This window comes from Streptomyces sp. NPDC088766, from assembly GCF_044750845.1.
Classification (GTDB): Bacteria; Actinomycetota; Actinomycetes; order Streptomycetales; family Streptomycetaceae; genus Streptomyces.
The window spans coordinates 1-24211 of the sequence record NZ_JBIVKQ010000005.1 but is presented as its reverse complement, the minus strand read 5'-3'; the positions used below and the strand labels follow the sequence as shown (position 1 = coordinate 24211).

Here is a 24211-nt window from a genome sequence, read left to right as displayed (position 1 = left end):
CCCGCAGGCTCCCGCTTCGGCCCGCAGGCCCCCGCTTCGGCCGGAACGGGCCCGCCTTCAGACGCCGGACGGGCTCTTCTCGCCCACCGGGTCGGCTGGACGGGACCGCAGGGCCGCCACCTCCGCCCGCAGGGCGCGCACCTCGTCCGTGAGGACGCGGATCGCCTCCGTGTGCTCGCGTTCCTCCCGGTCGTCCTTCTCGAACCGCTCGATGAACCACGCGGCGATGTTCGCGGTGACCACACCCAGCAGCGCGATCCCGGACAGCATCAGCCCGACGGCGATCATCCGCCCCAGTCCCGTGGTCGGCGCGTGGTCCCCGTATCCCACGGTCGTCATCGTCGTGAACGACCACCACAGGGCGTCATCCAGCGTCCGGATGTTCCCTTCCGGGGACTCCCGCTCGACCGACAGCACCGCGAGCGAGCCGAAGACCAGCAGCCCCGCCACGGAACCCGCGACGTACGTCGTCAGCCGCACCTGCGAGGCCATCCGGGCCCGCTGTCCCACCAGCAGCAGGGTCGACACCAGCCGCAGCAGCCTGAGCGGCTGGATCAGCGGCAGCAGCACCGCGAACAGGTCCAGCCAGTGGGTACGGACGAACGCGCGGCGTTCCTCCGCCAGCGCCAGCCGGACGGCGTAGTCCACGGCGAAGGCCGCCCACACCCCCCACTCCGTCCAGGTGCACGCGGACCGCAGCGACGGTCCGGCCGAGGTGTGCACGATGGGCACGGCGTAGGCGACGGCGAACACCACGGCCAGTGCCGGCAGCGGCCGCCGCGTCCACCGCTCCCACCGGTCCCGCACCGATTGCTGATCCATGCCCGCATCGTAAAGAACGGACAAGGGCGGCGGGGCCCTCAGGCCCGCCGCCCTTGTCCGGCTTGTCCGTCCGGCTTGTCCGTCCGGTCGTGACCGGCGGCTACGCGTCGCCGCCCGCCGCCCCCGGATCGGCCGACGCCACGTCCAGCAACTGGTACCGGTCGATGGCCTGCTTCAGCGCCGACCGGTCGACCTTGCCCTCCTTGGCCAGCTCGGTCAGCACCGCGAGCACCACCGACTGCGCGTCGATGTGGAAGAAGCGGCGCGCGGCCCCACGGGTGTCCGCGAAGCCGAAGCCGTCCGCGCCCAGCGACTGGTAGCGCCCCGGCACCCAGCGCGCGATCTGGTCCGGCACCGACCGCATCCAGTCGGAGACGGCCACGAACGGCCCCTGCGCCCCGGTCAGCTTGCGCGTCACGTACGGCACGCGCTGCTCCTCCTCCGGGTGCAGCAGGTTGTGCCGCTCGACCTCGACGGCCTCGCGCCGCAGCTCGTTCCACGAGGTCGCCGACCAGACGTCGGCGCGCACGTCCCACTCCTCGGCGAGGATCCGCTGCGCCTCCACGGCCCAGGGGACGGCCACGCCCGAGGCGAGGATCTGCGCCGGGATCGACCCCGAGGTGCCCCGGCTGAAGCGGTGGACGCCCTTGAGGATGCCCTCGACGTCCACGTCCTCCGGCTCGGCCGGGTGCCGGATCGGCTCGTTGTAGACGGTCAGGTAGTAGAAGACGTCCTCGCTGTCCGGGCCGTACATCCGGCGCAGGCCGTCCTGGACGATGTGCGCGATCTCGAAGCCGAACGCCGGGTCGTACGCCACACAGCCCGGGTTCGTCGAGGCGAGCAGCTGCGAGTGCCCGTCGGCGTGCTGGAGTCCCTCACCGGTCAGCGTCGTACGGCCGGCGGTCGCGCCCAGCACGAAACCGCGCGCCAACTGGTCCGCCATCTGCCAGAACTGGTCACCGGTGCGCTGGAAACCGAACATCGAGTAGAAGACGTACACCGGGATCAGCGGCTCGCCGTGCGTGGCGTACGCCGAGCCGGCCGCGATCAGCGAGGCCGTGCAGCCCGCCTCGGAGATCCCGTCGTGCAGCATCTGGCCGGTCGGCGACTCCTTGTACGCGAGCAGCAGCTCACGGTCGACCGACTCGTACTGCTGGCCCAGCGGGTTGTAGATCTTCGCACTCGGGAAGAACGAGTCCATGCCGAAGGTGCGGTACTCGTCCGGCGCGATCAGCACGAACCGCCTGCCCAGTTCCTTGTCCCGCATGAGGTCCTTGAGGAGCCGCACGAAGGCCATGGTCGTGGCGATGGACTGCTGGCCGGAACCCTTCTTCACCGACGCGTACGTCTTGTCGTCGGGCAGCGGCAGCGGCCGGGCGCGCACGACCCGGGTCGGGACGTACCCGCCGAGCCCCTTGCGCCGGTCGTGCATGTACTGGATCTCCTCGGAGTCGCGCCCCGGGTGGTAGTACGGCGGCGCGCCGCCCTCCAGCTCCTTGTCGGAGATGGGGAGGTGGAGCCGGTCGCGGAAGCCCTTGAGGTCGTCGACCGTCAGCTTCTTCATCTGGTGCGTGGCGTTGCGGCCCTCGAAGTTGGGCCCGAGGGTCCAGCCCTTGACCGTCTTCGCCAGGATGACCGTCGGCTGGCCGGTGTGCTCCACGGCCGCCTTGAACGCCGCGTAGATCTTCCGGTGGTCGTGGCCGCCGCGGCCCAGGTGCAGGATCTGGTCGTCGGTCATGCCCTCGACCATCGCGCGCAGCCGGTGGTCGTCGCCGAAGAAGTGGTCGCGGATGTACGCGCCGGACTCGGTGGCGTAGGTCTGGAACTGGCCGTCCGGGGTGGTGTTCATCTTGTTGACGAGGATGCCGTCGCGGTCCTGGGCGAGCAGCGGGTCCCAGGTGCGGTCCCAGATCAGCTTGATCACGTTCCAGCCGGCGCCCCGGAAGACCGACTCCAGCTCCTGGATGACCTTGCCGTTGCCGCGCACCGGGCCGTCGAGCCGCTGGAGGTTGCAGTTGACGACGAAGGTCAGGTTGTCCAGGCCCTCACGGGCGGCGATGGTCAGCTGGCCGAGCGACTCGGGCTCGTCCATCTCGCCGTCGCCGAGGAAGGCCCACACGTGCGACTTCGACGTGTCGGCGATCCCGCGCGCGTGCATGTAGCGGTTCATCCGCGCCTGGTAGATCGCGCCGATCGGCCCGAGGCCCATCGACACGGTCGGGAACTCCCAGAAGTCCGGCATCAGCCGCGGGTGCGGGTACGAGGACAGCCCGTACGGCGCCTTCGACTTCTCCTGGCGGAACGCGTCGAGGTTCTCTTCGCTCAGCCGGTCGAGCATGTACGCGCGCGCGTAGATGCCGGGGGAGGCGTGCCCCTGGAAGAAGACCTGGTCGCCGCCGTCGCCCTCGTCCTTGCCGCGGAAGAAGTGGTTGAAGCCCACGTCGTACAGCGACGCCGAGGAGGCGAACGTGGCGATGTGGCCGCCGACGCCGATCCCCGGCCGCTGCGCGCGCGAGACCATCACGGCCGCGTTCCAGCGGGTCGCGTTGAGGATCTTCCGCTCGATCTCCTCGTTGCCCGGGAAGAACGGCTCGGCCCGCGTGGGGATGGTGTTGACGTAGTCCGTGCTGCGCATCTCGGGCACGGCCACGCGCTTCTCGCGGGCCCGCTCGATCAGGCGCAGCATGAGGTAGCGGGCCCGCTCCCGGCCGCGCTCGTCCACTGCGGCGTCGAGGGAGTCGAGCCACTCCTGGGTTTCCTCGGGATCGAAGTCAGGAACCTGACTCGGAAGGCCGCCAATGATGATCGGGTTGCGATCGGATCCGGAAGCCACGCTGGTCCTTACCTGTCAGAGGGGCTGTGGGGCTGTGGGGGGAGGTGCGGGAGGCTGATGTCCCGTTCGTTCTCCAGTACCTGCACCGCCCCCATCGTGTACCTAGGCGCCGCAAACGTCATCTCTACCCCGAGGTAACCGGCACCCGTCCGAGTCTCGTACCCTTGGATGGTTCTCAAATACGCAAACGGGGCACATAGGTGTGGTGCACGTCACCTACCGTCCCGATCGCGTGCCTGGAGTTGCGGCGACACCGCCGGGATCGTCACCGTTTCGGCGGTCCGAACCGCCGGGTACTTGCGCGATCCGCCCCGCCCGTGTGGACTACGGCCAATGCTTCGCGCACGCGCGTGGCTGAGTTATTCCCGAAACATGATCAGGAGGCAACCCGTGAGCGCGACCGCGGACCACGCGGAGGAGCGGACGAGCCCTGCCGTCAGGCTGGGGTTCCAGCCCGAGCAGGTGGTCCAGGAGATCGGCTACGACGACGACGTCGATCAGGAGCTCCGCGAGTCCATCGAGGAAGTCATCGGCAGCGACCTGGTGGACGAGGACTACGACGACGTTGCCGACGCCGTGGTGCTCTGGTTCCGCGACGATGACGGCGACCTGACGGATGCGCTGGTGGACGCCACCACGTACATCGAAGAAGGCGGCTCGATCCTCCTCCTGACGCCGAAGACCGGCCGGACGGGGTACGTGGAACCGAGCGACATCTCCGAAGCCGCGACGACGGCGGGCCTGTCGGCCAGCAAGAGCGTCAGCGTGGGCAAGGACTGGAGCGGCAGCCGGCTGGTGACGCCCAAGGCCGCCAAGTCCAAGAAGTGACCTCGTCCCCCGAAGCGACCTCGTCGAGGTAGCGGAGACCCGCGACGACCTCTCGACGCCCGTGGACGGGCCGATTCCCCATCGGCCCGTCCATCGGTGCGTGGCGGCCGCTGCGTAGGGTGGTTCCCGGCGTTCCGGGCGGGTTCTCACCCGAATGCCGCAACCGGCTCCGGCGAAGCCCCAGGAAAGGGTTCCAGACGATGGCGATCCAGGTCGGCGACAAGGCCCCCGACTTCGAACTCAAGGACAACCACGGCCGCTCCGTGAAGCTGTCCGACTTCCGCGGCAGCAAGAACGTCGTCCTGCTCTTCTACCCCTTCGCCTTCACCGGTGTGTGCACCGGCGAACTGTGCGAGGTGCGCGACAACCTGCCGAAGTTCTCCGAGCGCGACACCCAGGTGCTCGCCGTCTCCAACGACTCCATCCACACCCTGCGCGTCTTCGCCGAGCAGGAAGGCCTGGACTACCCGCTGCTGAGCGACTTCTGGCCGCACGGCGAGGTCTCCCGCGCCTACGAGGTCTTCGCCGAGGACAAGGGCTGCGCGGTGCGCGGCACCTTCGTCATCGACAAGGAGGGCGTCGTGCGCTGGACCGTCGTCAACGCGCTGCCCGACGCCCGCGACCTCGGTGCCTACGTCTCGGCGCTCGACGCGCTCTGATCCCGGCAGCCCCGGTCGCCCCGGCAGCCCTGGTCGCCCCGGTCGCCCCGCATCCGGTGCCGGGCCGGGGCCGACACCCGGTGATTCTTCGGCTCCAGGGCCTGCGGGGGGCGGGAACCCCTCACTAGGATCGAATCGTTGATCCGATATCCGACGCACGAGGGGCTCCCCGCCCCCGGACACCAATGGAGGACTCGTGGGAGTCAGCCTCAGCAAGGGCGGCAATGTCTCGCTGACCAAGGAGGCCCCGGGCCTGACCGCGGTCATCGTCGGTCTGGGGTGGGACGTGCGCACCACGACCGGCACCGACTTCGACCTGGACGCCAGCGCGCTGCTGCTGAACAGTTCCGGCAAGGTCGCCAGCGACGCCAACTTCGTCTTCTTCAACAACCTCAAGAGCCCCGACGGCTCCGTCGAGCACACCGGCGACAACATCACCGGTGAGGGCGAGGGCGACGACGAGCAGATCAAGGTGAACCTCGCGACCGTACCGGCCGAGGTCGAGAAGATCGTCTTCCCGGTGTCGATCTACGACGCCGAGAACCGCCAGCAGTCCTTCGGCCAGGTGCGCAACGCGTTCATCCGCGTCGTGAACCAGGCCGGCGAGGCGGAGATCGCGCGGTACGACCTGAGCGAGGACGCCTCGACGGAGACCGCCATGGTCTTCGGCGAGCTGTACCGGCACGGCGCGGAGTGGAAGTTCCGGGCCATCGGCCAGGGCTACGCCTCGGGCCTGCGCGGCATCGCGCAGGACTTCGGCGTCAACGTCTGAGCCGATCCCCCCGGGACGCCGTCTCCCATGACCTGACGGCTTCGTCCGGCGCCGCACCGTTTACGGGCGGCGCCGGACGCGCAGGACAACCGAAGAAGCACGACCAAGGGGAGGACCAGCACATGGGTGTCACGCTCGCCAAGGGAGGAAACGTCTCCCTGTCCAAGGTCGCGCCGAACCTCACTCAGGTGATGGTCGGCCTCGGCTGGGACGCGCGCTCCACCACCGGAGCCCCCTTCGACCTGGACGCCAGCGCGCTGCTGTGCACCGGCGGACGGGTCATGGGCGACGAGTGGTTCGTCTTCTACAACCAGCTCACGAGCCCCGACGGCTCGGTGGAGCACACCGGGGACAACCTCACCGGTGAGGGCGACGGCGACGACGAGTCGCTCCTCGTCGACCTCGGCAAGGTGCCCGCCCAGTGCGACAAGATCGTCTTTCCCGTCTCGATCCACCTCGCCGACGAGCGCGGCCAGACCTTCGGCCAGGTCGCCAACGCCTTCATCCGGGTCGTCAACCAGGCCGACGGCCAGGAGCTCGCGCGGTACGACCTCAGCGAGGACGCCTCCACCGAAACGGCCATGATCTTCGGCGAGCTCTACCGTCACCAGGGCGAATGGAAGTTCCGTGCGGTGGGCCAGGGGTACGCGTCAGGACTTCGGGGCATCGCTCTAGACTTCGGAGTCAACGTTTCGTAAAGCCGCGTACGGCGCGGGGGAAACCCACCCCCAGGTTTGGCTTGGGGGGACCGGGGCCCAGAGACAGGATTGGGTAACCAGTGGTTCTGAAAACCTTCGGGTGGTCGTTCGCGGTCACCGCGCTCGGCCTCGTCGCAGCGGTGTTCTACGGGGGGTGGACCGCTTTCGGTGTCGTGGCGATCCTGTCCATCCTCGAGATCTCGCTGTCCTTCGACAACGCAGTCGTCAACGCCGGAATCCTGAAGAAGATGAACGCCTTCTGGCAGCGCATCTTCCTCACCGTCGGCGTGCTGATCGCCGTCTTCGGCATGCGGCTGGTCTTTCCCGTCGTGATCGTCGCGATCAGCGCCCAGCTCGGCCCGATCGAGGCCGTCGACCTCGCCCTGACCGACAAGGACCGCTACCAGGAACTGGTCACCGACGCGCACCCCGCGATCGCGGCCTTCGGCGGCATGTTCCTGCTGATGATCTTCCTGGACTTCATCTTCGAGGACCGGGACATCAAGTGGCTCGGCTGGCTGGAGCGCCCGCTGGCCAAGCTGGGCAAGGTCGACATGCTGTCGGTCTGCATCGCCCTGATCGTCCTGCTGGTCTCGGCCATGACCTTCGCCACCCACGCCCACCAGCACGGCGGCGCACACGTCGACAAGGCCGAGACCGTCCTGCTCTCCGGCATCGGCGGCCTGATCACCTACATGATCGTGGGCGGTCTCTCCGGCTACTTCGAGGACAAGCTCGAGGAGGACGAGGAACGCGAGCACGAGGAGGAGGAAGAGGCCAAGCGCACCGGGAAGAAGAAGTCCCCGGTCCTCCTGGCCGGCCAGGCCGCCTTCTTCATGTTCCTCTACCTCGAGGTCCTGGACGCCTCCTTCTCCTTCGACGGCGTGATCGGTGCCTTCGCCATCACCAACGACATCGTGCTGATGGCCCTCGGCCTCGGCATCGGCGCCATGTACGTCCGGTCGCTCACCGTCTACCTGGTCCGCCAGGGCACCCTCGACGACTACGTCTACCTGGAGCACGGCGCGCACTACGCGATCGGCGCCCTCGCCGTGCTCCTGCTCGTCACCATCCAGTACGAGATCCACGAGGTCATCACGGGCCTCGTCGGCGTCCTGCTGATCGCCTGGTCCTTCTGGTCCTCCGTGCGCCGCAACCGGGCGCTGGCGGCGGCCGGGGGAGACGCGGGCTCGGACGAGAAGACCGAGGTCTCGTCGGGAGTGTGATCAGCTTCCCGGTGAGGAACGCTCTGAGCGGGGCGGTCGTCGAGGACGAGTCCTCGGTGCCGTCCCGCCGGTCGTTTCCGGGGGACTGTGCGGTCAGACGTTTTTCGGGCGTGGAACTTGGGGGCGGTAATGGGCTTCTTCGACGGACTCCGGCCGGGTCGGGCCGCCGACTTCGACTCGGGCAGTGCGGCGAGCAACGCGATAGAGCTGACCAAACGGCACAGCCAGGTCTCGCTCACCAAGCAGGGCGCCGCCACCGGGCACCTGCGCGTCAACCTGGCCTGGCGGATGCGCACCTCCGACTTCGGCGGCTCCTCGCGGGAGAGCCTGCTGCGCCACCCCTTCAAGGCGCTGCGCCCGCCGGAGGTCATCGGGCACAGCCAGAGCATGGTCAACGTCGACCTGGACCTGGGCTGCCTGTACGAGCTGGCGGACGGGACCAAGGGCGTCGTCCAGCCGCTCGGCGGCCTGCTCGGCGAGATCAACGCGGCGCCGTACGTGAAGCTGAGCGGTGACGACCGGTTCGGGTCGGCGTCCGGCGAGACGATGTACGTCAACCTGGACCACCGGGACGAGATCAAGCGGCTGCTGGTGTTCGTCTACATCTACGACCAGACGCCGGCCTTCGACCGCACGCACGCGGTCGTCACGCTCTACCCGAGCAACGGGCCGCGCATCGAGATAGGCCTCGACGAGCGGCACCCCCAGGCCCGCTCGTGCGCGGTGGTGATGATCGAGAACGTGAAGGGGGAGCTGGTGGTCCGGCGCGAGGTGCGGTTCGTGTACGGCTTCCAGGGCGAGCTGGACCGGTTGTACGGATGGGGACTGCAGTGGGGGCGGGGCTACAAGACCAAGGCGGAACGCTGACTTCCGGCCGCCCCGGCCGCCCCGGCCGCGCGTGGCGCGCGCATCGCCCCCGCCGCCCCCGCGGTCCGCGCCGCCCTCACCGCCCGATGAACTGCGGGCCCTGCGGCGGCATGCGGAACTCCCCGGCGGGGGCCGCCCCGGCCGGCTGGGCGTCCGGATAGCCGTAGCCGTACGTCGGCAGGGAGGCCGGGTAGCCGTAGGCCGCGGCGGGCTGCTGCGGGACGGCCGTCGTGGGCTGCTCGGGCGGCAGCGGCTGGGAGACGCCGGCCGTGGAGCCCGCCTCGGCGTCGGCGGCCTCCTCCGACTCGTCGACGGAGATGCCGAAGTCAGTGGCGAGGCCCTTGAGGCCGTTGGAGTAGCCCTCGCCGAGCGCCCGGAACTTCCAGCCCTCCCCGCGGCGGTACAGCTCGCCGCAGATCAGCGCGGTCTCCTCGCCGGTCTCGGGGCGGATGTCGAAGGTGGCCAGCGGCTCCCCCTCGACGGCCGCGTCGTACAGCAGGATGCTGAGGGCCCGTACGCGGTCGAAGGCGACGCCGTCCGCCGAAGCGACCAGCAGAATCTGGCTGACGTCGGACTCGACGCCGGCCAGATCCGTCTGGATCGTGTCGGTGAGGCCCTCGGCGCCCCGCTTCTTGCCGAGCCGCCAGACCTTCCCGGAGGGGTGCCGGGGCTGGTTGTAGAAGACGAAGTCCTCGTCGGATCGCACACGACCCTCGGGGCCGAGGAGCAGCGCGGAGGCGTCGACGTCCGGGACCCCCTGCCCGGGTGTCCAGCGCAGCACGGCCCGCACCGTGGTGGTCTTCAGCGGGACGTTCGACCCTTTCAGCATCGCGTGCGTCATGCGCTCATCCTGCCCTCTCGGTTCTGCTCACGACAATGCGGGTACACGGCAACCGGTGGTCCGTAGCGGACGAAGCCGGACCGTGCCGGGTTGTGTCGCTCCGCGTTACCTGAAATTCATGACCGGCGGGAACCCATGACATGGGTCTCTACGTACTATTACCGGCCACCTCTTGCCGAATCCACGCGCTCGACTTGCACCACGGGGGAGATATATGCGTCATTTCGGGCACCTTGCCCCTGAGGTGCGACAGCGCCTGTTCCACCGGGAGCCGTGTGCGTTCGACACGGACTCGCCGGCCCGGACGCTGTCCGCCGCCCTCGGGGCCACGCTCTACAGTCCGGCCACCCGGCCCCGGCTGGCCGAGGACATCCTGAAGCAGACCGGGCGTGGCGTGGTGTCCATGGTGCTCTGCCTGGAGGACTCCATCGGTGACGAGGACGTGGCGCAGGGCGAGGAGAACCTCGTCCGCCAGTTCACCGACCTGGCCGCCCGCCCCGGCGTGGAGCCGCCGCTGCTGTTCATCCGCGTCCGCACCCCCGAGCAGATCCCGGACCTGGTCCGGCGCCTCGGCCCGGCGGTCCGGCTGCTCAGCGGGTTCGTGTTCCCGAAGTTCACCGAGGAGCGCGGCATCCCCTTCCTGGAGGCCCTGGCCGCCGCCGAGCTGGCGAGCGGCCGCCGGCTGTTCGGCATGCCCGTCCTGGAGACGCCCGAGCTGATGTACCGCGAGTCGCGGGTGGACGCCCTGGAGGGCATCGCCCGCGCCGTCGAGAAGTACCGCAGCCGCGTCCTCGCGCTGCGCCTCGGCGTCACCGACTTCTGCTCCTCCTACGGCCTGCGCCGGGCGCCCGACATGACCGCCTACGACGTCCAGATCGTCGCCTCCGTGATCGCCGACGTGGTGAACATGCTGGGGCGGGCGGACGGCACCGGGTTCACGGTGACCGGCCCGGTGTGGGAGTACTTCCGCGTCCCCGAGCGCATGTTCAAGCCGATGCTGCGGCACAGCCCCTTCCTGGAGGGCCAGGCCGTCGAGCTGCGTGAGAAACTGATCGAACACGCGATGGACGGACTGCTGCGCGAGATCTCCCTCGACCACGCCAACGGACTGCTGGGCAAGACCTGCATCCACCCCTCGCACGTACCGGCCGTGCACGCACTGTCCGTGGTCAGCCACGAGGAGTACAGCGACGCGGCCGACATCCTGCGGCCGGAGCGCGGCGGCGGGGGCGTGATGAGGTCGGCGTACACGAACAAGATGAACGAGGTGAAGCCGCACCGGGCCTGGGCCGAGCGGACGATGCTGCGCGCCGAGGTCTTCGGCGTCGCGCACGAGGACGTCAGCTTCGTCGACCTGCTGGCCGCGGGCATACCCGGCTGAACCTCGCCCCACCTCCTCACGACATAGGGACGCATGAACAACGCAGTGAACAACGGGGTCTGGTCCGGGAGCTGGGTCGCCGAGCGGCTCGGCGTCCGGCTCGTGGGCGACGACAGTCTGACCGGCCTGCTGGGGCTGGCCCTGCGCCGCAACCCCAAGCGGGCCCACCTGCTCGTCTCCCACGTGCTGGGCAAGCACGTCCCCCAGTCGCCGTCGGTGGTGTACGGCCACGGCCTCGCCCTGGGCCGCCGGGTGGCGGAGCTGCTCGGCGAGGAGGCCGCCGAGGCCGTCGTCCTCGGGTACGCGGAGACGGCCACCGGTCTCGGGCACTCCGTCGCCGACGGCGTCGGCCCGGCGCCCTACCTGCACTCCACCCGGCGCCCCGTCCCCGGTGTCGTCCCGGCGGGCGGCTTCGAGGAGTCCCACTCGCACGCCACCTCCCACCTGCTGCTGCCGGAGGACCCGGCGCTCCTGGTCGGCGACGGCCCGCTGGTCCTCGTCGACGACGAGTTCTCCACCGGCAACACCGTCCTGAACACCATCCGCGACCTGCACGAGCGCTACCCGCGCCGCCGGTACGTCGTCGTCGCCCTCGTCGACATGCGTTCCCCGGCCGACGCGGGACGCCTGGAGGCCTTCGCCCGCGAGATCGGCGCCCGCGTCGACCTGGTGACGGCGGCCTCGGGCACGGTCCGGCTCCCGGAAGGAGTGCTGGAGAAGGGCCGGGAACTGGTGGCGCGCCACGAGCCGGACTCCGCGCAGCCGCGGGACGGCTCGGCCGGGGGCGCGGGACCGGTCCCCACCGGCGGCCACCCGGACGACGGCCGTACCCGGCCGCGGCCCACCCGCGTCGATCTGCGCTGGCCCCGCGGCCTCCCCGACGGCGGCCGCCACGGCTTCACCCCGCAGCACCGCGCCCGGCTCGAGGACGCCCTGCCCGCGATGGCGGCACGGCTCGCCGAGGCCCTTCCCGAGGGCGCGCGCCGCGTGCACGTCCTCGGCTTCGAGGAGCTGATGTACGCGCCGCTGCGGCTGGCCCGTGAGCTGGAGCAGGTCCTGGCCGCCGAGGTGCGCTTCTCCACCACCACCCGCTCACCGGTCCTGGCGGTCGACGACCCCGGCTACGCGATACGCAGCCGGATCGTCTTCCCCGCCCACGACGACCCGGCCGACGGCCCCGGCGAGCGCTACGCCTACAACGTCGCGGGCGCCGGCTTCGACGCCGTGGTCGCCGTCGTCGACTCCGCCGCCGACACCCCGGCGCTGCACGCCCCCGGCGGCCTCCTCGACCGGCTCGCCGCGCACACCCCGCACGTCGTCCTCGCGGTCGTGCCCAGTTACGTCCCCGAGCCGCTGTACGTACCCGAAAGGCCCGCCGTGCTGCCCGACCCCCTTCGTGGTCCCGCCTTCTCCTCGTACGCGCCCGAGGAGGTCGGCTGGCTGCTCCAGGACCTCTCCGACGTGACGCTGGAGGCGCCGACCGAGGAGCGCGAGGAGGCCATCCAGAGCGGCGGCGCGCACTACGCGGAGTCGCTGCCGGTGGAGTACCAGCCCAGCGAGCAGTACCAGGCGCTGTTCCACACGGCCCTGGAGGCGTCCGCGGCCCGGCTGGCGCAGGCGGTCGGCGCGGTGACGGAACTGGTGATCGCCGAGCGGTCCCCCCGCCCGGTGCTCGTCTCCCTGGCCCGCGCCGGCACCCCGGTGGGCGTGCTGATGCGCCGCTGGGCGCAGCACCGGCACGGCCTGGAGCTGCCGCACTACGCGGTGTCCATCGTCCGCGGCCGGGGCATCGACGCCAACGCGCTGCGCTGGCTGGCCCGGCACCACGACCCGGCGGACGTCGTCTTCGTCGACGGCTGGACCGGCAAGGGCGCGATCACCCGTGAACTGGCGGTGGCCATCGAGGAGTTCGAGGCGGCGGGCGGCGCGGCCGGTTTCGACCCGGAGATCGCGGTGCTGGCCGACCCGGGATCCTGCGTGCGGACGTACGGCACCCGGGACGATTTCCTGATCCCGTCCGCCTGTCTCAACTCCACCGTGTCCGGCCTGATATCGCGGACCGTGCTGCGCGCCGACCTGGTCGGCCCGGACGACTTCCACGGCGCGAAGTTCTACCGCGAGCTGGCCGGCGCGGACGTGTCGGGCGCCTTCCTGGACGCCGTCTCGGCCCGCTTCCCGGAGGTCGCGGACGCCGTGGACGGGGCGGTGAAGGAACTGCTGGCCGCCGACCGCACACCGACCTGGGAGGGCTGGGCGGCGGTCGAGCGCATCAGCGAGGAGCACGGCATCCACGACGTGAACCTGGTCAAGCCGGGCGTCGGCGAGACCACCCGGGTGCTGCTGCGCCGGGTGCCGTGGAAGATCCTGGCGCGGGCCGGGGCGGGCGCCGACCTGGACCACGTCCGGCTCCTCGCCGGCCAGCGCGGGGTCCCGGTGGAGGAGGTCGGCGACCTGCCGTACTCCTGCGTGGGGCTGATCCACCCGCAGTACACGCGCGGCGCGACCGGCGCCGACGGCAAGGCGGTGACCCTCTGATGCCCGTGCTGGTGGCGAGCGACCTGGACCGTACGCTCATCTACTCCGCGGCGGCCCTCGCACTGACCATGCCGGACCCGCGGGCGCCCCGGCTGCTGTGCGTGGAGGTGCACGAGAGCCGTCCGCTGTCGTACATGACGGAGACGGCGGCGCAGCTGCTGACCGATCTCGGGGACGCGGCGGTGTTCGTGCCGACGACCACCCGGACCCGCAAGCAGTACCAGCGCATCAACCTGCCGGGTCCGCCGCCGGCCTACGCGATCTGCGCGAACGGCGGGCATCTGCTGGTCGACGGGGTGTCCGACCCGGACTGGCAGGCCGTGGTGAGCGCGCGGCTGGCCGACGAGTGCGCGCCGCTCGCGGAGGTGCAGGCGCACCTCGCGGCCTTCGCCGACCCGCTCTGGCTGCGCAAGGAGCGCATCGCCGAGGACCTGTTCGCCTACCTGGTGGTGGAGCGCGAGCTGCTGCCCGAGGAGTGGGTGAAGGAGCTGGCGGCCTGGGCGGAGAACCGCGGCTGGACCGTGTCGCTCCAGGGCCGCAAGATCTACGCCGTGCCCAAGCCGCTGACCAAGAGCGCGGCCGTGCGCGAGGTGGCCCGGCGCACCGGCGCCGAGCTGACGCTGACGGCCGGTGACTCCCTGCTCGACGCCGATCTGCTGCTGGCGTCGGACCGGGGCTGGCGCCCCGGTCACGGCGAGCTGCACGAGGCTGCCTGGACGGCGCCGCAGGTCACGGCGCTGCCCGAGCGCGGGGTGCTGGCGGGGGAGCGGATCCTGCGGGAGTTCCTGAAAGGCGTCCGCGAGAAGTAGGGCCTGTCGTCCGGATCGGGCCGCAGGGCGGCGACGGGCCCCGGGGGTCAGCCGCAGCAGCCCCCGCCGCAGCAGCCGCCCCCGCCGCCCGCCCTGGGCGCGGGGGCGGAGACCGTACCGCCGACGGCTACGGTGGAGAGAAGCTTGACCGTGTCGTCGTGACCGGCGGGGCAGTCGGCGGGCGCGGCGGACTCCGCCATGGGGCGGCTCAGTTCGAAGGTGTCGCCGCAGGTCCGGCAGCGGTACTCGTAGCGAGGCATGCGGACAGATTAATCCCTGTATGCCAGGTGGCGGCTCCCACTGTTTCGACAGGGTTCACTTCTGTCGATTTCTTATGTGGAGAACTTGCGAAGGGCGCTGGTAATTTGAGGGCGCCGCGATGAACCGCGAGGTTGGGGGATTCAGGGTTTGCTGCCGCCGCGACGGCAACCATGTCAGACCCTCGTACGTCTGTACGTCTGCCTACGCGAGCAACACCTAGTGCGGAGGGAGACATCGTGACCCAGGCGGGGCAGGGGGAGGAGCCCCAGGAGCCGGCCGACGCCACCATGCAGTTGAAGGTTCCCGCCTCTTTCAAGGCGGACGAGACCATGCAGCTGCGGGTGCCTCCGGAGGGCATACCGGGCAGTGCGGACGGGCCGGACATACCGGGCTCGCCTCGTGAATCCTCCATATCGAGAGACCGGCGGAAGGGCAGAAAAGCCCCCCGCCCCTCCGTGCGTTCCCGGCTCACCGCCGCAGTCGGCCCCCGGCTGGCTCCCCTCGTCGCCTTCCTCGCCCCGTACGTGACGCGCATCACGGCCTTCCTCGCCCCGTACGCGCGCCGGATGCGCCCGCAGTACCCGCGGCCCGGCCGCACCGACTGGCGCCGCTGGATACCCTCCTGGCGGCAGTCGCTCGGAGGCGTCCTCGCCTCCCTGGGCCTGAGCACCCTCTTCCTGGTCGTCGCCTACGCCGCCACCGACGTCCCGGACAACCTCAACACCTACGCCACCCAGCAGGACAACGTGTACTTCTGGGCCGACGGGACCCCCATGGCCCGCACCGGCTGGGTGCAGCGGCAGGCGATGCCGCTGAAGGACATCCCCGAGGACGTCCGCTGGGCGGTCCTCGCCGCCGAGAACGAGAGCTTCTACAGCGACCCCGGCATCTCCTTCAAGGGCCTCAGCCGCGCCCTGTTCCGCACCATCGGCCAGGGCGACACCCAGGGCGGCTCCACGATCACCCAGCAGTACGTCAAGAACGTCTACCTCAACCAGAACCAGACGGTCCGGCGCAAGTTCACCGAAGCGATGATCGCCCTCAAGCTCGACAACCAGATGAGCAAGGACGACATCCTGGAGGGCTACCTCAACACCAGCTGGTTCGGCCGCGGCACCTACGGCATCCAGCGCGCCGCCCAGGCCTACTACGGCAAGGACGTCAGCGAGCTGAACGCCAGCGAGGCGGCCTTCCTCGCCGCACTGCTCAAGGGCGCCGGACTCTACGACCCCACCCTGAGCAGCACCAACCGCGCCCGTGCCGTGGAACGCTGGACGTGGACCCTGGACCGGATGGTCACCATCGGCAAACTCTCCAGGGCCGAGCGGGCCACGTACACGAAGTTCCCCGAGCCGCTCAAGAGCAATCCGCTGTACGACACCGGTGAACAGAGCGACTACCTCGTCGAACTCGCCTCCCAGTACGCCAAGAAGTCCGCGAGGATCAGCGAAAAGGACTTCGACCTGGGCGGCTACCAGATCTACACGACCTTCGAGAAGGACCGCGAGACCCAGCTCACGGACGCCGTCACCAAGGCCCGCGCAAAGGCCCTGAAGGACGACCCGAAGAACGCGAAGACCGCCCACTACGGCGCCGCCTCGGTGGCCGCCGACGGACGGATCCTCGCCGTCTACGGCGGCCCCGACCACCGCACCCAGGGCTACAACGAGTCCAACGCCACCACCGTCCCGGCCGGCTCCGCCTTCCTGCCCTTCGTCTACGCCGCCGGCCTGGAGCACGGCGTCCACAAGACGCGGGACGGCGAGGCCACCCCGGTCACCGGGGAGTCCGTCTACGACGGCGACGACGACGTGCCGGTGACCACGCCGGAGGGGCCGTACTGGGACCGCAGCGGCAGGAAGGTCGCCGCCAGCAACGACAAGGACAAGTCCTACGGGCAGATCTCCCTGCACCGGGCGCTGGCCCTGTCGGTGAACACACCGTTCATGCAGCTCGGCATGGACACCGGCCTGGACAAGGTGCGCGACACCGCGGAGGCGGCCGGACTGCTTCCCTCCAGCCTCGGCGCACAGGTGCCCGCGCTGTCCCAGGGCAGCTCCACCCCCAGCGCGATCCGCATGGCCAGCGGCTACTCCACCTTCGCCGCCGCCGGAAAGCACACCGAGCCGTACTCCGTGCGGCAGGTCACCCACAACGGCACCAAGGTCCCGCTGGCCCTTCCCAGGCCTGCCCGCGCGATCGGCGCCGACACGGCCGAGGAGGTCACCTCCGCCCTCACCGACGCCTTCCGCACCGCCCACCCCGGCGCGGCACCCGAAGGCGCCCAGGTGGCCGGGAAGGCCGGCACCACCCAGGACGACAAGGCCGCCTGGTACGTCGGCACCCACAAGGCCGTCTCCACCGCGGTCGTCGTCTACCGCATCGACCTGGCGAAGAGTCTCGAACCGCTGCCGCTGAAGGGCATCGACGGCACAGCGGACGACAGCGTCCCCTACGGCATCTGGTCCAGAGCCATGAGCCCGCTCGGCTGACCCCAGGCCGCACCGCAGTCCCCGAACCCCTCGAGAATGAGCCGCACATGACGCCACCGTCGGGCCGCCGCCGCAAGGCCCGGGCAACGAACCGTCCCGCCGCCGCCCATCCGGGCTTCCTGAGCCTGGCGGCCTTCCTCGTCGTCGCCTCGCTGGTGGCGGGCTACCTGGTGCTCAGCCGCACGGACAACACCGCGCCGACCGCCTCCGCCGGCAAGGGGGGCAAGGCGACGGCGTCGCCGGGCGAGGAACCGGAGTGGGACGGCAGGACCAAGGTCCTCGGGGACGGCTCCACCTCGTACACCGGCCCCCAGAAGGGCGGCCTCAAGCCCGTACCGCTCAAGCCCGGTGAGAAACCGCCCCAGTTCGTCGTCTTCTCCTGGGACGGCGCCCTGGCCGGCGACGACGGGCTGTTCACCCACTACCGGGAGCTGGCGCGGGAGTACAACGCGCACATGACGTTCTTCCTCACGGGCATCTACCTGCTGCCCAAGAGCAAGGCCGACCTCTACAGCCCGCCGCAGCACCCCAAGGGGTCCGCGGCGATCAGCTTCCCCACCGACGAGCACGTGCGCACCACCCTGGAGGACCTCGCCAAGGCCTGGGAGGAGGGCAACGAGATAGGAACCCACTTCAACGGCCACTTCTGCGGCGCCAAGGGCGGCGGCGACTGGAGCGTCGAGGAGTGGAAGAGCGAGATCGACCAGTTCTTCGGCTTCGCCGAGAAGTGGAAGACGAACACCGGCTACACCGACATGGACCCGCTGCCCTTCGACTTCAAGAAGGAGGTCGTCGGCGGCCGCGCCCCCTGCCTGGAGGGCCAGGCCAACCTGCTGAAGGCCGCCAAGAGCTACGGCTGGCGCTACGACGCCAGCTCGGCCGGCGACTTCCAGATCTGGCCCGCGAAGAAGAACGGCATCTGGGACTTCCCGCTCCAGATGCTCCCCTACGAGGGCGGCAAGTACCAGGGCCTGTCCATGGACTTCAACTTCCTCTACAACCAGTCCGAGGGCGAGACCGAGGGCGACCCCGCCCAGTACCCGAAGTGGCAGCAGGAGACCCTCGACACCTACATGGCCGGCTTCAACCGCGTGTACTACGGCAGCCGGGCCCCGCTGTTCATCGGCAACCACTTCGAGGAGTGGAACGGCGGCATCTACATGAAGGCCGTCGACGAGGTCATCAAGACCGTGTGCGTGAAGAAGGACGTCAAGTGCGTGTCCTTCAAGGAACTGGCCGACTGGATGGACGTGCAGACGCCCGCCACCCTGGAGCGGCTGCGCACCCTCGACCCCGCCCAGTCGCCGGACTGGTCGACCGTCGTCCAGTAACCGGGTCGACACGGGACGGCGTTGTGCAGTGACGGTCCTATAACTCCCGTGCCCGGACTGCCGCCCCCTCTTCACACGAGCCACACACGGCATGCAAAGATGCGCTACCCCGGCATCCAGCCGCCGGGGCAAGAGGGGAAGCATCAGTGAAGTCAAGGAAATTGAGCCGTACGCGGCGCCGCGCCGCGATACTCGGGGCGGCCGCCACCTCCGTCGTCGCGGGAGTGGCCCTGCTGCCCAACTGGAGCGCCGGAGCGGCGGTCGTCGACGACCCCACGGTGGACGCCAAGACGAAGGCCACCTTCCAGCGCCTCGCCGACGCGGTCTTCACCGACCGCACCGAAGCCCTGGTCGACGGCAAGCAGGACAAGCACGGGAAGCCGCTGACCGACGGCTTCTCCGGCCGGGTCAAGCTGTCGTCGAAGCAGAACCGTGCCGAGGACGCCGCGCTGTCCTCGCTGGACCAGCGCAAGGAGCGGCTCGCCCAGCTCGGCGAGAAGTACAGCAAGGGCAGCACCACCGTCACCCTGGACGCCACGAACGTGAAGGGCCGCAAGGCCAAGGTCGCGGTCACCGAGACCACGACCCTCACCTACGAGAAGGTCCGCGGCGACGAGCCGAAGGCCACCGGCTTCCAGGCCCACCACGAGCTGACGTTCACCGCCGACCGGCAGGGCAACTGGCAGCTCACCGGCATCCGCGACACCGACGAGGGCCTCGCGGTGAACCAGACCGCCAAGCCGTCCGTCGCGCCGATGGTGGCCACCACCACCAGCACCACGCCGTCGGCCCCCAAGGCGTCGACCACGTACCCCGGCCCGGCGAACGCGAAGAACTTCACCGCCAGCGGCCTCGACTACAAGGCCATGGCCGCCTACGCCAAGCAGTACTGGTCGAACTACAACCCCGCCTACCCCAACTTCAACGGGCAGGGCGCGGGCGGCGACTGCACCAACTTCGTCAGCCAGTCGCTGAAGGCGGGCGGCTGGAAGCACGTCCCCGGCTACGTGTACGACTACACCAAGTGGTTCGGCAACGCCGACATCCAGTCGCACTCGTTCGTCGGCGTCAACGAGTGGTCCTGGTTCGCCCAGAACTCCAAGCGGACGACCCCCCTCGCCAACGTCTACCAGCTGGACGTCGGCGACGTCCTCCAGGTCGACTTCGACAAGGACGGCTCCAAGGACCACACCATGATCGTCACGTCCCGCAGCCAGGGCGTGCCGTACGTGACGTACCACTCCACCAACACCTACAGCAGGTCGGTGGCGAGCATCATCGCGTCGTACCCGACCGCCGCGTACTACGCCTACCGCACCTGACGGATGCGGCACCCGGTCAGGTCCCCTACGGGCCCTGACCGGGCCGGGACGTCCGCGGGGGTGCTTCCCCGGGCGTCTCCCCGGGCGCCTCCCCGGACGTGATCCGGGGCGCCTCGGGGTGCTCCGCCGGGAGCTGCTCCCGGCGCTCCTGCCGGCGGTCCCGGTCCTCGACCAGGTCGGGGTGACGGGCCCGCCAGTACGGGTTGTCGTGCGGCAGGGCGGATCCGACCCTGCCGTACATCCCGAACACCAGCAGCAGGATGCCGATCACGAAGCTGAGCATGCAGTTCTGGATCTTGAAGGCCAGGAAGTTGTAGTCCGTCTCCAGCAGCCCCATGTTCAAAAAGCCGCTGGCCACGAACAGCACGCCGAAAGTCATGTTCAGCGTGGAGGCGAAGTTCCCGCCGATCACCATGCCCACGAGCAGCAGCAGACCGACGCCGACCGAAAGCCAGCTGAGCGCGCCGTTGGTGTTCAGGCTCCAGACGGTGTCCCCGCCGGTGTCGAAGAAGCCGACCCGGTCGAGGATGCCGAAGATCCCGAAGACGATCAGCCCGACGCCCATCAGACCGGCGCCGATCCGGTAGACCATGTTCAGGCGGTGATCGACGGGCAGGTGGTCGTCCAGTCTGATCCGTCGCCGAGTCCCCGAGTGCATGAGGTGGGTGGCCATCTCCGCCTCCCTCCGGAAGCGCTGCGCGAGCCGAGCCGTACGCACCTCCAATATCCGCCCGACACGCGCCGACGGCAACGCCGGCCACGGCTGTGGCCACGGCAGCGACGGAGCCCGGGCCGCGCTCAGTGCCCGGCGCCGCGGTCCTCGCGGATCCTGGACACCACGCCGGACACCGTGTGCCGGACGGCCTCCGTCTCCGTCAGGAAGTGCCAGTAGTCCGGGTGGCGGCCCTCCAGGGTGGCGATCGCCCGCTCCAGCCGGGCCACCGCCTCGTCCAGCGGCCGCGCGTCCCGCGGGTCCGGGGTGTTGCGCCCGGCCATCGCCAGCCGCTGCGCGTCCCGGATCGCGAAGCGGGTCCGCTCGATCTCCTGCCGCGGGTCCTTCTGCACGGCGTTCAGCCTGGTCAGACGGTCACCGGCGGCGGAGACGGCCTCGTCGGTGGAGTTCAGCAGGGCACGCGCCGTCGACAGCAGCGCGGTGGCGTCCGGCCAGCGCTGTGCGTCCCGCGCGCTCTGCGCCTCGGCGAGCTTCGCCTCCGCCTGCCGGACGTGCTCCACGGACTGGTCGGGGACGTGCTGGAGGTCCTGCCAGCAGGCCGCCGTGAAACGCCGGCGCAGCTCGCTCAGGATCGGCTCGACCTGCCCCGACCGGGTCGTCAGCGCCTGCGCGCGCGTCCGCAGGGACACCAGCCGGTGGTCGATCTCGGCGGCCTTCTCCGGCAGCCGATCGGCCTCCGCCCGGACCGCCCCGGCCTCGCGGGAGACCCGCTCGGCGCGCTCCAGGGTGCCCGGCACGCCGTGCTGCCCCGCGCCCTGGTTCAGCTTGGTCAGCTCCGGGGCGAGCGCGGCCAGCCGGGCGGCGAGATCGTCCGCCTTCAGTCCCCTCTCCCGGACGGCGTCCAGCGCGTTCGACGCGGCCAGCAGGCTCTGGCGGGCCCGCTCCACGGCGGGCGCCAGCCGGGCCAGCTGGGTCTCCGCCGTGCCCAGCAGCGGCCCCAGACCGTCGGTGAAACGGTCCAGCTCGCCCTTGACGCGGACCAGTTCGTCCTTCGCGCGGGTCAGTTCACCGCGCGCCCGCGCCGCGGTGGCGGCCTCCAGGTCGTCCCGGTCCAGGTCGTGGGCGTCGACGGCCTGGATGTACTGGTGGCTGGCCTCGTCGATGCGCCGGCCGAGGGCCTCGAAGTCGGCCACCGCGCGCCGGGCGGCCGGCGAGGCGTCGACCGCCGTGATCGTCTCGATCGAGATCCGCAGATCCCGCTGCGCGGTGTCCAGTTCGTAGAACGCGGCCGCCGCGGCGTCCTTCGCGGCCTGGGCCTCCGCCCGCTGGCTCTCCGCCCGTCCGCCGAACCAGCGGCGGGTGCCACCCCCGGCGAACGCGGCGGGCAGCAGGAGGACGGCGGCGAGGGGAAGGGCGGCGAGTGCGAGGGCGTCGCCGAACGCCCGCGGGCGCACGCGCGGCAACGACGGCGAGTACGGCTGCGCTGGTGTCGCCGTCACATCCCTCTCCCGTGCTGTGATCCGCCCTGCCCGGAGTCATTCTCCCACCGGTTGACGACGAACACACGGGGCGGTTGGTTCGCGATCCGCACGGCGACTTTCCCGTCGCCGGTGACGACCCCCATCCGCTCCGGTACGGCCGCCGGGTCCGGGCGAGCCGAGCCGAGCCGTCCCGCGTGTGCGCGCCGGTCCCGCGTGTGCGCGCCGGTCCGGCGCGAGGAGACCCGCGCCCGCGTCCTTCGCCGCCGATACGGGTTTGCGAGGCACGGCCCCGGGCAATGTAGGCTGTCGACTCGTCCTGGGTGCGTAGCTCAGGGGTAGAGCGCCTGCCTTACAAGCAGGATGTCGGCGGTTCGAAACCGCCCGCGCCCACCAGGCAGTGCGAGAGGGTCCCCGGGATTTCCCCGGGGACCCTCTCGCATGTCACGGGCGCGCGCCGCACCCTGCCCGTTAGGCCTCCTCGTCGGGCGGCGCCTCGTGGGCGTGCTTGAGGCGCATGCGGGCCTCCACGCGGTCGGCGGCGGCCACCTCCGCCCAGAAGCGGTGGCCGGACACGAACACGGCCAGCTCGTGCTCGCGCCGGCGGAGCTTCTCCACCTCGGCCTGCTCGTCGGCCGTCCAGCCGGGGGAGGCGGGGCGCTCCACCTTGCGCCAGCCGCCGTCGTCGCTGAAGCCGTCCAGCGGCTCGACCGACCAGGGCAGCCGCTTCAGCAGGGCCGACAACTCGGTCCGGACCTGATGCAGCTCCTCCTGACCGGCGCGCAGGTCGCTGGGAAAGTCATAGGTCGTAGCCACACGGCAATGGTACGCCTGTTCGAATTTGAGTCGCGAGTTTCTCAAGGTGGTTCATTCGTTCGAATGAACCAAGGAGCGCTGTCGGACCCTGTCCTACGGCGGCGGCATGGATGTCACCGGTGTGCGGCAAGTGCGGTTGGCGCCTTGGGCGGAGGACGACTTCTGGCTGCTGGAGCGGAACAACGGTCCGGAGATGACGGATCATCTGGGCGGCCCCGAGTCGGCGGCGCAACTGACCGACCGTCACCGGCGTTATCTGGAGCTGGACTCGGGACAGATGTACCGGGTCGTGCTGGCCGGGAGCGGCGAGACCGTCGGGTCAAGATGGCGCGGGGTCCGGCCGTGGTCCCGGTCCGGCAGCGGCCCGGCTCAGGGGTCCCTGCCCCGGCGACGCCCGATCAGGGCGCGTGGCCCGGTGCCGTGCACCGTGAGGCAGAGGAAGCCCTGGAGGGGGTGCCCCCCGCTCGAGCGGAGCCGAGAGCAGGGGGCAGGCAGCCGCAGGACGGCCGGTTCTCCCGCGTTGCGTGTCCGTCCGGCGACGAGGACGGGCTCCGTCCGGGGGTGCCCCCTCCGGGGGAGAGCGAGGGCCGGGCCCCGGCGGCTACGCCGGCGGCCGGCGCATCAGGTACGCCGCTCCCGAGCCCGCGGCGAACAGGGCCAGCAAGGACACCCCCGTCGCCAGCCAGGTCGCCCCGAGCCAGTGCGCGCCGAAGTAGCCGAGGGCGACGCTGTACGCGGCCCAGGAGAGGCCGGCCAGGGCGGACCAGGGCAGGAAGTCGCGGACGCGGCGCTGTGCGGCGCCCGCGATGAGCGAGACGACGGACCGGCCGGCCGGTGCGAACCTGGCCAGGACGACGAGTGCGCCGCCCCCCTCGGCGAGGGCCCGGCCGAGACGTTCCTGCGCGGTGGTCAGCCGCCGGGAACGGGAGATCGCGCGGTCCAGCCGTGCCCCGCCGCGCCGGGCGAGGCGGTAGGCGGCCAGATCGCCGAGGACGGAGGCGGTCGCAGCGGAGAGGATCAGCGCGAGGATGTCGGGCACCTCGTGCGGCAGCCGCCCGGTCGCCGCCCCCGATCCCGCGGCCGCGGCCGTCGCCGCCGTGATGACGAGCACGCCGCTGGGCAGCACCGGCAGGAACACGTCAAGGAGGACCGACAAGGCCACCAACGCGTAGATCCACGGGGCGCCGATCAACGCCCCCACACTCTCGAACACCGCGAAACTCCCCGTCGTCTCCCCCGTGCGGCTGAACCGTGCCGCTGTGTCGCGGGGGAGCGGCAGGTGCGGCCAATGACAGCCATACAGCGTACGCCCGAGGTGTGACAGGAGCTTCACGGGGGGCTCGTGTGTTCACCATGGCGTGTTCACACGAGTGCGGTCCGTCCGCGCCCCCGGGGGGGGGGGGGGGCGCGGGGGGGGGGGGCGGCCGGGGGGGGGGGGGGGGGGGGGGGGGGGGGGGGGGGGGGGGGGGGGGGACAGCGGCCGCGAAGGCGGGGGGCGCGGGCTTGGGGGCGGCGGTGAGGGCCGTGGGCGCGGTGGCGGTCGTGGGGGCGGTCGCGGCGGTCGCGG

The 24211-nt window shown here is 70.8% G+C and carries 20 protein-coding genes and 1 tRNA gene; 13 read left to right on the top strand and 8 right to left on the bottom strand.

What is annotated here, in order from left to right; all coding sequences use genetic code 11:
- Positions 1-57: 57 nt before the first annotated feature.
- Together ACIP5W_RS09180 and aceE are read right to left on the bottom strand one after the other, a co-directional pair.
- Positions 58-822, bottom strand: coding sequence for a potassium channel family protein (locus tag ACIP5W_RS09180; RefSeq protein ID WP_401469078.1), 765 nt, complete (start codon positions 820-822; stop codon positions 58-60).
- Positions 823-922: 100 nt separating this feature from the next.
- Positions 923-3655 (bottom strand): pyruvate dehydrogenase (acetyl-transferring), homodimeric type, encoded by a 2733-nt coding sequence (gene aceE / locus ACIP5W_RS09175; protein WP_401469075.1) that lies wholly within the window; start codon positions 3653-3655, stop codon positions 923-925.
- A 390-nt stretch (positions 3656-4045) separates the two neighbouring features.
- On the opposite strand from aceE, the gene ACIP5W_RS09170 reads away from it, so the two are divergent.
- The 6 genes from ACIP5W_RS09170 to ACIP5W_RS09145 all read left to right on the top strand — a co-directional run bounded on the left by ACIP5W_RS09170 (position 4046) and on the right by ACIP5W_RS09145 (position 8705).
- On the top strand, positions 4046-4483 hold the full coding sequence (locus ACIP5W_RS09170; RefSeq protein WP_057583034.1) for a DUF3052 domain-containing protein: 438 nt from the start codon (positions 4046-4048) through the stop codon (positions 4481-4483).
- Positions 4484-4683: 200 nt separating this feature from the next.
- A complete protein-coding gene (locus tag ACIP5W_RS09165; RefSeq protein WP_363086979.1) occupies positions 4684-5142 on the top strand; it encodes a peroxiredoxin in 459 nt (152 codons plus the stop codon).
- Between the two features lie 196 nt (positions 5143-5338).
- The gene (locus tag ACIP5W_RS09160; RefSeq protein WP_401469070.1) at positions 5339-5914 is read left to right on the top strand and encodes a calcium homeostasis/redox stress adaptation protein; all 576 of its coding nucleotides are present in this window, start codon (positions 5339-5341) and stop codon (positions 5912-5914) included.
- A 122-nt stretch (positions 5915-6036) separates the two neighbouring features.
- The gene (locus ACIP5W_RS09155) at positions 6037-6612 is read left to right on the top strand and encodes a TerD family protein (protein WP_398093714.1); all 576 of its coding nucleotides are present in this window, start codon (positions 6037-6039) and stop codon (positions 6610-6612) included.
- 80 nt (positions 6613-6692) lie between these two features.
- Positions 6693-7838 carry a DUF475 domain-containing protein gene (locus tag ACIP5W_RS09150; RefSeq protein ID WP_366057770.1) on the top strand — a complete coding sequence of 382 codons (1146 nt, stop codon included), beginning with the start codon at positions 6693-6695 and terminating at the stop codon, positions 7836-7838.
- 129 nt (positions 7839-7967) lie between these two features.
- Entirely contained in the window at positions 7968-8705 is a 738-nt protein-coding gene (locus tag ACIP5W_RS09145; RefSeq protein WP_401469067.1) for a Tellurium resistance, read from the top strand.
- A gap of 76 nt (positions 8706-8781) precedes the next feature.
- Here the strand turns inward: ACIP5W_RS09145 and ACIP5W_RS09140 are convergent, their stop codons facing one another.
- The gene (locus tag ACIP5W_RS09140; protein ID WP_401469064.1) at positions 8782-9546 is read right to left on the bottom strand and encodes a TerD family protein; all 765 of its coding nucleotides are present in this window, start codon (positions 9544-9546) and stop codon (positions 8782-8784) included.
- Between the two features lie 214 nt (positions 9547-9760).
- On the opposite strand from ACIP5W_RS09140, the gene ACIP5W_RS09135 reads away from it, so the two are divergent.
- The 3 genes from ACIP5W_RS09135 to ACIP5W_RS09125 are packed head-to-tail and all read left to right on the top strand — an operon-like array spanning position 9761 to position 14271.
- Entirely contained in the window at positions 9761-10927 is a 1167-nt protein-coding gene (locus ACIP5W_RS09135) for an HpcH/HpaI aldolase/citrate lyase family protein (RefSeq protein WP_401469061.1), read from the top strand.
- A gap of 33 nt (positions 10928-10960) precedes the next feature.
- A complete protein-coding gene (locus ACIP5W_RS09130) occupies positions 10961-13462 on the top strand; it encodes a phosphoribosyltransferase (RefSeq protein WP_401469058.1) in 2502 nt (833 codons plus the stop codon).
- Positions 13462-14271 (top strand): HAD family hydrolase, encoded by an 810-nt coding sequence (locus tag ACIP5W_RS09125; protein WP_401469056.1) that lies wholly within the window; start codon positions 13462-13464, stop codon positions 14269-14271. The genes ACIP5W_RS09130 and ACIP5W_RS09125 overlap by 1 nt, the downstream gene beginning before the upstream one ends.
- A 47-nt stretch (positions 14272-14318) precedes the next feature.
- Here the strand turns inward: ACIP5W_RS09125 and ACIP5W_RS09120 are convergent, their stop codons facing one another.
- Positions 14319-14531 (bottom strand): zinc ribbon domain-containing protein, encoded by a 213-nt coding sequence (locus ACIP5W_RS09120; protein ID WP_401469053.1) that lies wholly within the window; start codon positions 14529-14531, stop codon positions 14319-14321.
- Between the two features lie 288 nt (positions 14532-14819).
- Here ACIP5W_RS09120 and ACIP5W_RS09115 point away from each other — a divergent pair, with 288 nt between their 5' ends.
- The 3 genes from ACIP5W_RS09115 to ACIP5W_RS09105 all read left to right on the top strand — a co-directional run bounded on the left by ACIP5W_RS09115 (position 14820) and on the right by ACIP5W_RS09105 (position 19677).
- Positions 14820-17024, top strand: a complete 2205-nt coding sequence (locus ACIP5W_RS09115; RefSeq protein WP_401469745.1) for a transglycosylase domain-containing protein — start codon at positions 14820-14822, stop codon at positions 17022-17024.
- Positions 17025-17071: 47 nt separating this feature from the next.
- Positions 17072-18355 carry a hypothetical protein gene (locus ACIP5W_RS09110; RefSeq protein ID WP_401469050.1) on the top strand — a complete coding sequence of 428 codons (1284 nt, stop codon included), beginning with the start codon at positions 17072-17074 and terminating at the stop codon, positions 18353-18355.
- A gap of 161 nt (positions 18356-18516) precedes the next feature.
- Positions 18517-19677: an amidase domain-containing protein gene (locus ACIP5W_RS09105; protein ID WP_401469047.1), complete on the top strand. Its 1161-nt coding sequence runs from the start codon at positions 18517-18519 to the stop codon at positions 19675-19677.
- Positions 19678-19702: 25 nt separating this feature from the next.
- Here ACIP5W_RS09105 and ACIP5W_RS09100 read toward each other — a convergent pair whose 3' ends face one another.
- Both ACIP5W_RS09100 and ACIP5W_RS09095 read right to left on the bottom strand, forming a co-directional pair.
- A complete protein-coding gene (locus ACIP5W_RS09100; RefSeq protein WP_401469044.1) occupies positions 19703-20350 on the bottom strand; it encodes a DUF4383 domain-containing protein in 648 nt (215 codons plus the stop codon).
- A 125-nt stretch (positions 20351-20475) separates the two neighbouring features.
- On the bottom strand, positions 20476-21849 hold the full coding sequence (locus ACIP5W_RS09095) for a hypothetical protein (RefSeq protein ID WP_401469041.1): 1374 nt from the start codon (positions 21847-21849) through the stop codon (positions 20476-20478).
- Positions 21850-22149: 300 nt separating this feature from the next.
- Here ACIP5W_RS09095 and ACIP5W_RS09090 point away from each other — a divergent pair.
- Positions 22150-22224, top strand: a tRNA-Val gene (locus ACIP5W_RS09090).
- A 75-nt stretch (positions 22225-22299) separates the two neighbouring features.
- On the opposite strand, the gene ACIP5W_RS09085 is transcribed toward ACIP5W_RS09090, so the two are convergent.
- Together ACIP5W_RS09085 and ACIP5W_RS09080 are read right to left on the bottom strand one after the other, a co-directional pair.
- Positions 22300-22644 carry a hypothetical protein gene (locus tag ACIP5W_RS09085; protein WP_382792708.1) on the bottom strand — a complete coding sequence of 115 codons (345 nt, stop codon included), beginning with the start codon at positions 22642-22644 and terminating at the stop codon, positions 22300-22302.
- A gap of 601 nt (positions 22645-23245) precedes the next feature.
- Positions 23246-23857: a DedA family protein gene (locus ACIP5W_RS09080; RefSeq protein WP_401469038.1), complete on the bottom strand. Its 612-nt coding sequence runs from the start codon at positions 23855-23857 to the stop codon at positions 23246-23248.
- Positions 23858-24211: the final 354 nt, after the last annotated feature.

Excerpts from the sequence above, each read along its gene's own strand:
- ACIP5W_RS09180 (WP_401469078.1), bottom strand. The coding sequence starts at position 822 with ATGGATCAGCAATCGGTGCGGGACCGGTGGGAGCGGTGGACGCGGCGG.
- ACIP5W_RS09165 (WP_363086979.1), top strand. The coding sequence starts at position 4,684 with ATGGCGATCCAGGTCGGCGACAAGGCCCCCGACTTCGAACTCAAGGAC.
- ACIP5W_RS09155 (WP_398093714.1), top strand. The coding sequence starts at position 6,037 with ATGGGTGTCACGCTCGCCAAGGGAGGAAACGTCTCCCTGTCCAAGGTC.
- ACIP5W_RS09145 (WP_401469067.1), top strand. The coding sequence starts at position 7,968 with ATGGGCTTCTTCGACGGACTCCGGCCGGGTCGGGCCGCCGACTTCGAC.
- ACIP5W_RS09140 (WP_401469064.1), bottom strand. The coding sequence starts at position 9,546 with ATGACGCACGCGATGCTGAAAGGGTCGAACGTCCCGCTGAAGACCACC.
- ACIP5W_RS09135 (WP_401469061.1), top strand. The coding sequence starts at position 9,761 with ATGCGTCATTTCGGGCACCTTGCCCCTGAGGTGCGACAGCGCCTGTTC.
- ACIP5W_RS09130 (WP_401469058.1), top strand. The coding sequence starts at position 10,961 with ATGAACAACGCAGTGAACAACGGGGTCTGGTCCGGGAGCTGGGTCGCC.
- ACIP5W_RS09125 (WP_401469056.1), top strand. The coding sequence starts at position 13,462 with ATGCCCGTGCTGGTGGCGAGCGACCTGGACCGTACGCTCATCTACTCC.
- ACIP5W_RS09120 (WP_401469053.1), bottom strand. The coding sequence starts at position 14,531 with ATGCCTCGCTACGAGTACCGCTGCCGGACCTGCGGCGACACCTTCGAA.
- ACIP5W_RS09115 (WP_401469745.1), top strand. The coding sequence starts at position 14,820 with ATGCAGTTGAAGGTTCCCGCCTCTTTCAAGGCGGACGAGACCATGCAG.
- ACIP5W_RS09110 (WP_401469050.1), top strand. The coding sequence starts at position 17,072 with ATGACGCCACCGTCGGGCCGCCGCCGCAAGGCCCGGGCAACGAACCGT.
- ACIP5W_RS09100 (WP_401469044.1), bottom strand. The coding sequence starts at position 20,350 with ATGGCCACCCACCTCATGCACTCGGGGACTCGGCGACGGATCAGACTG.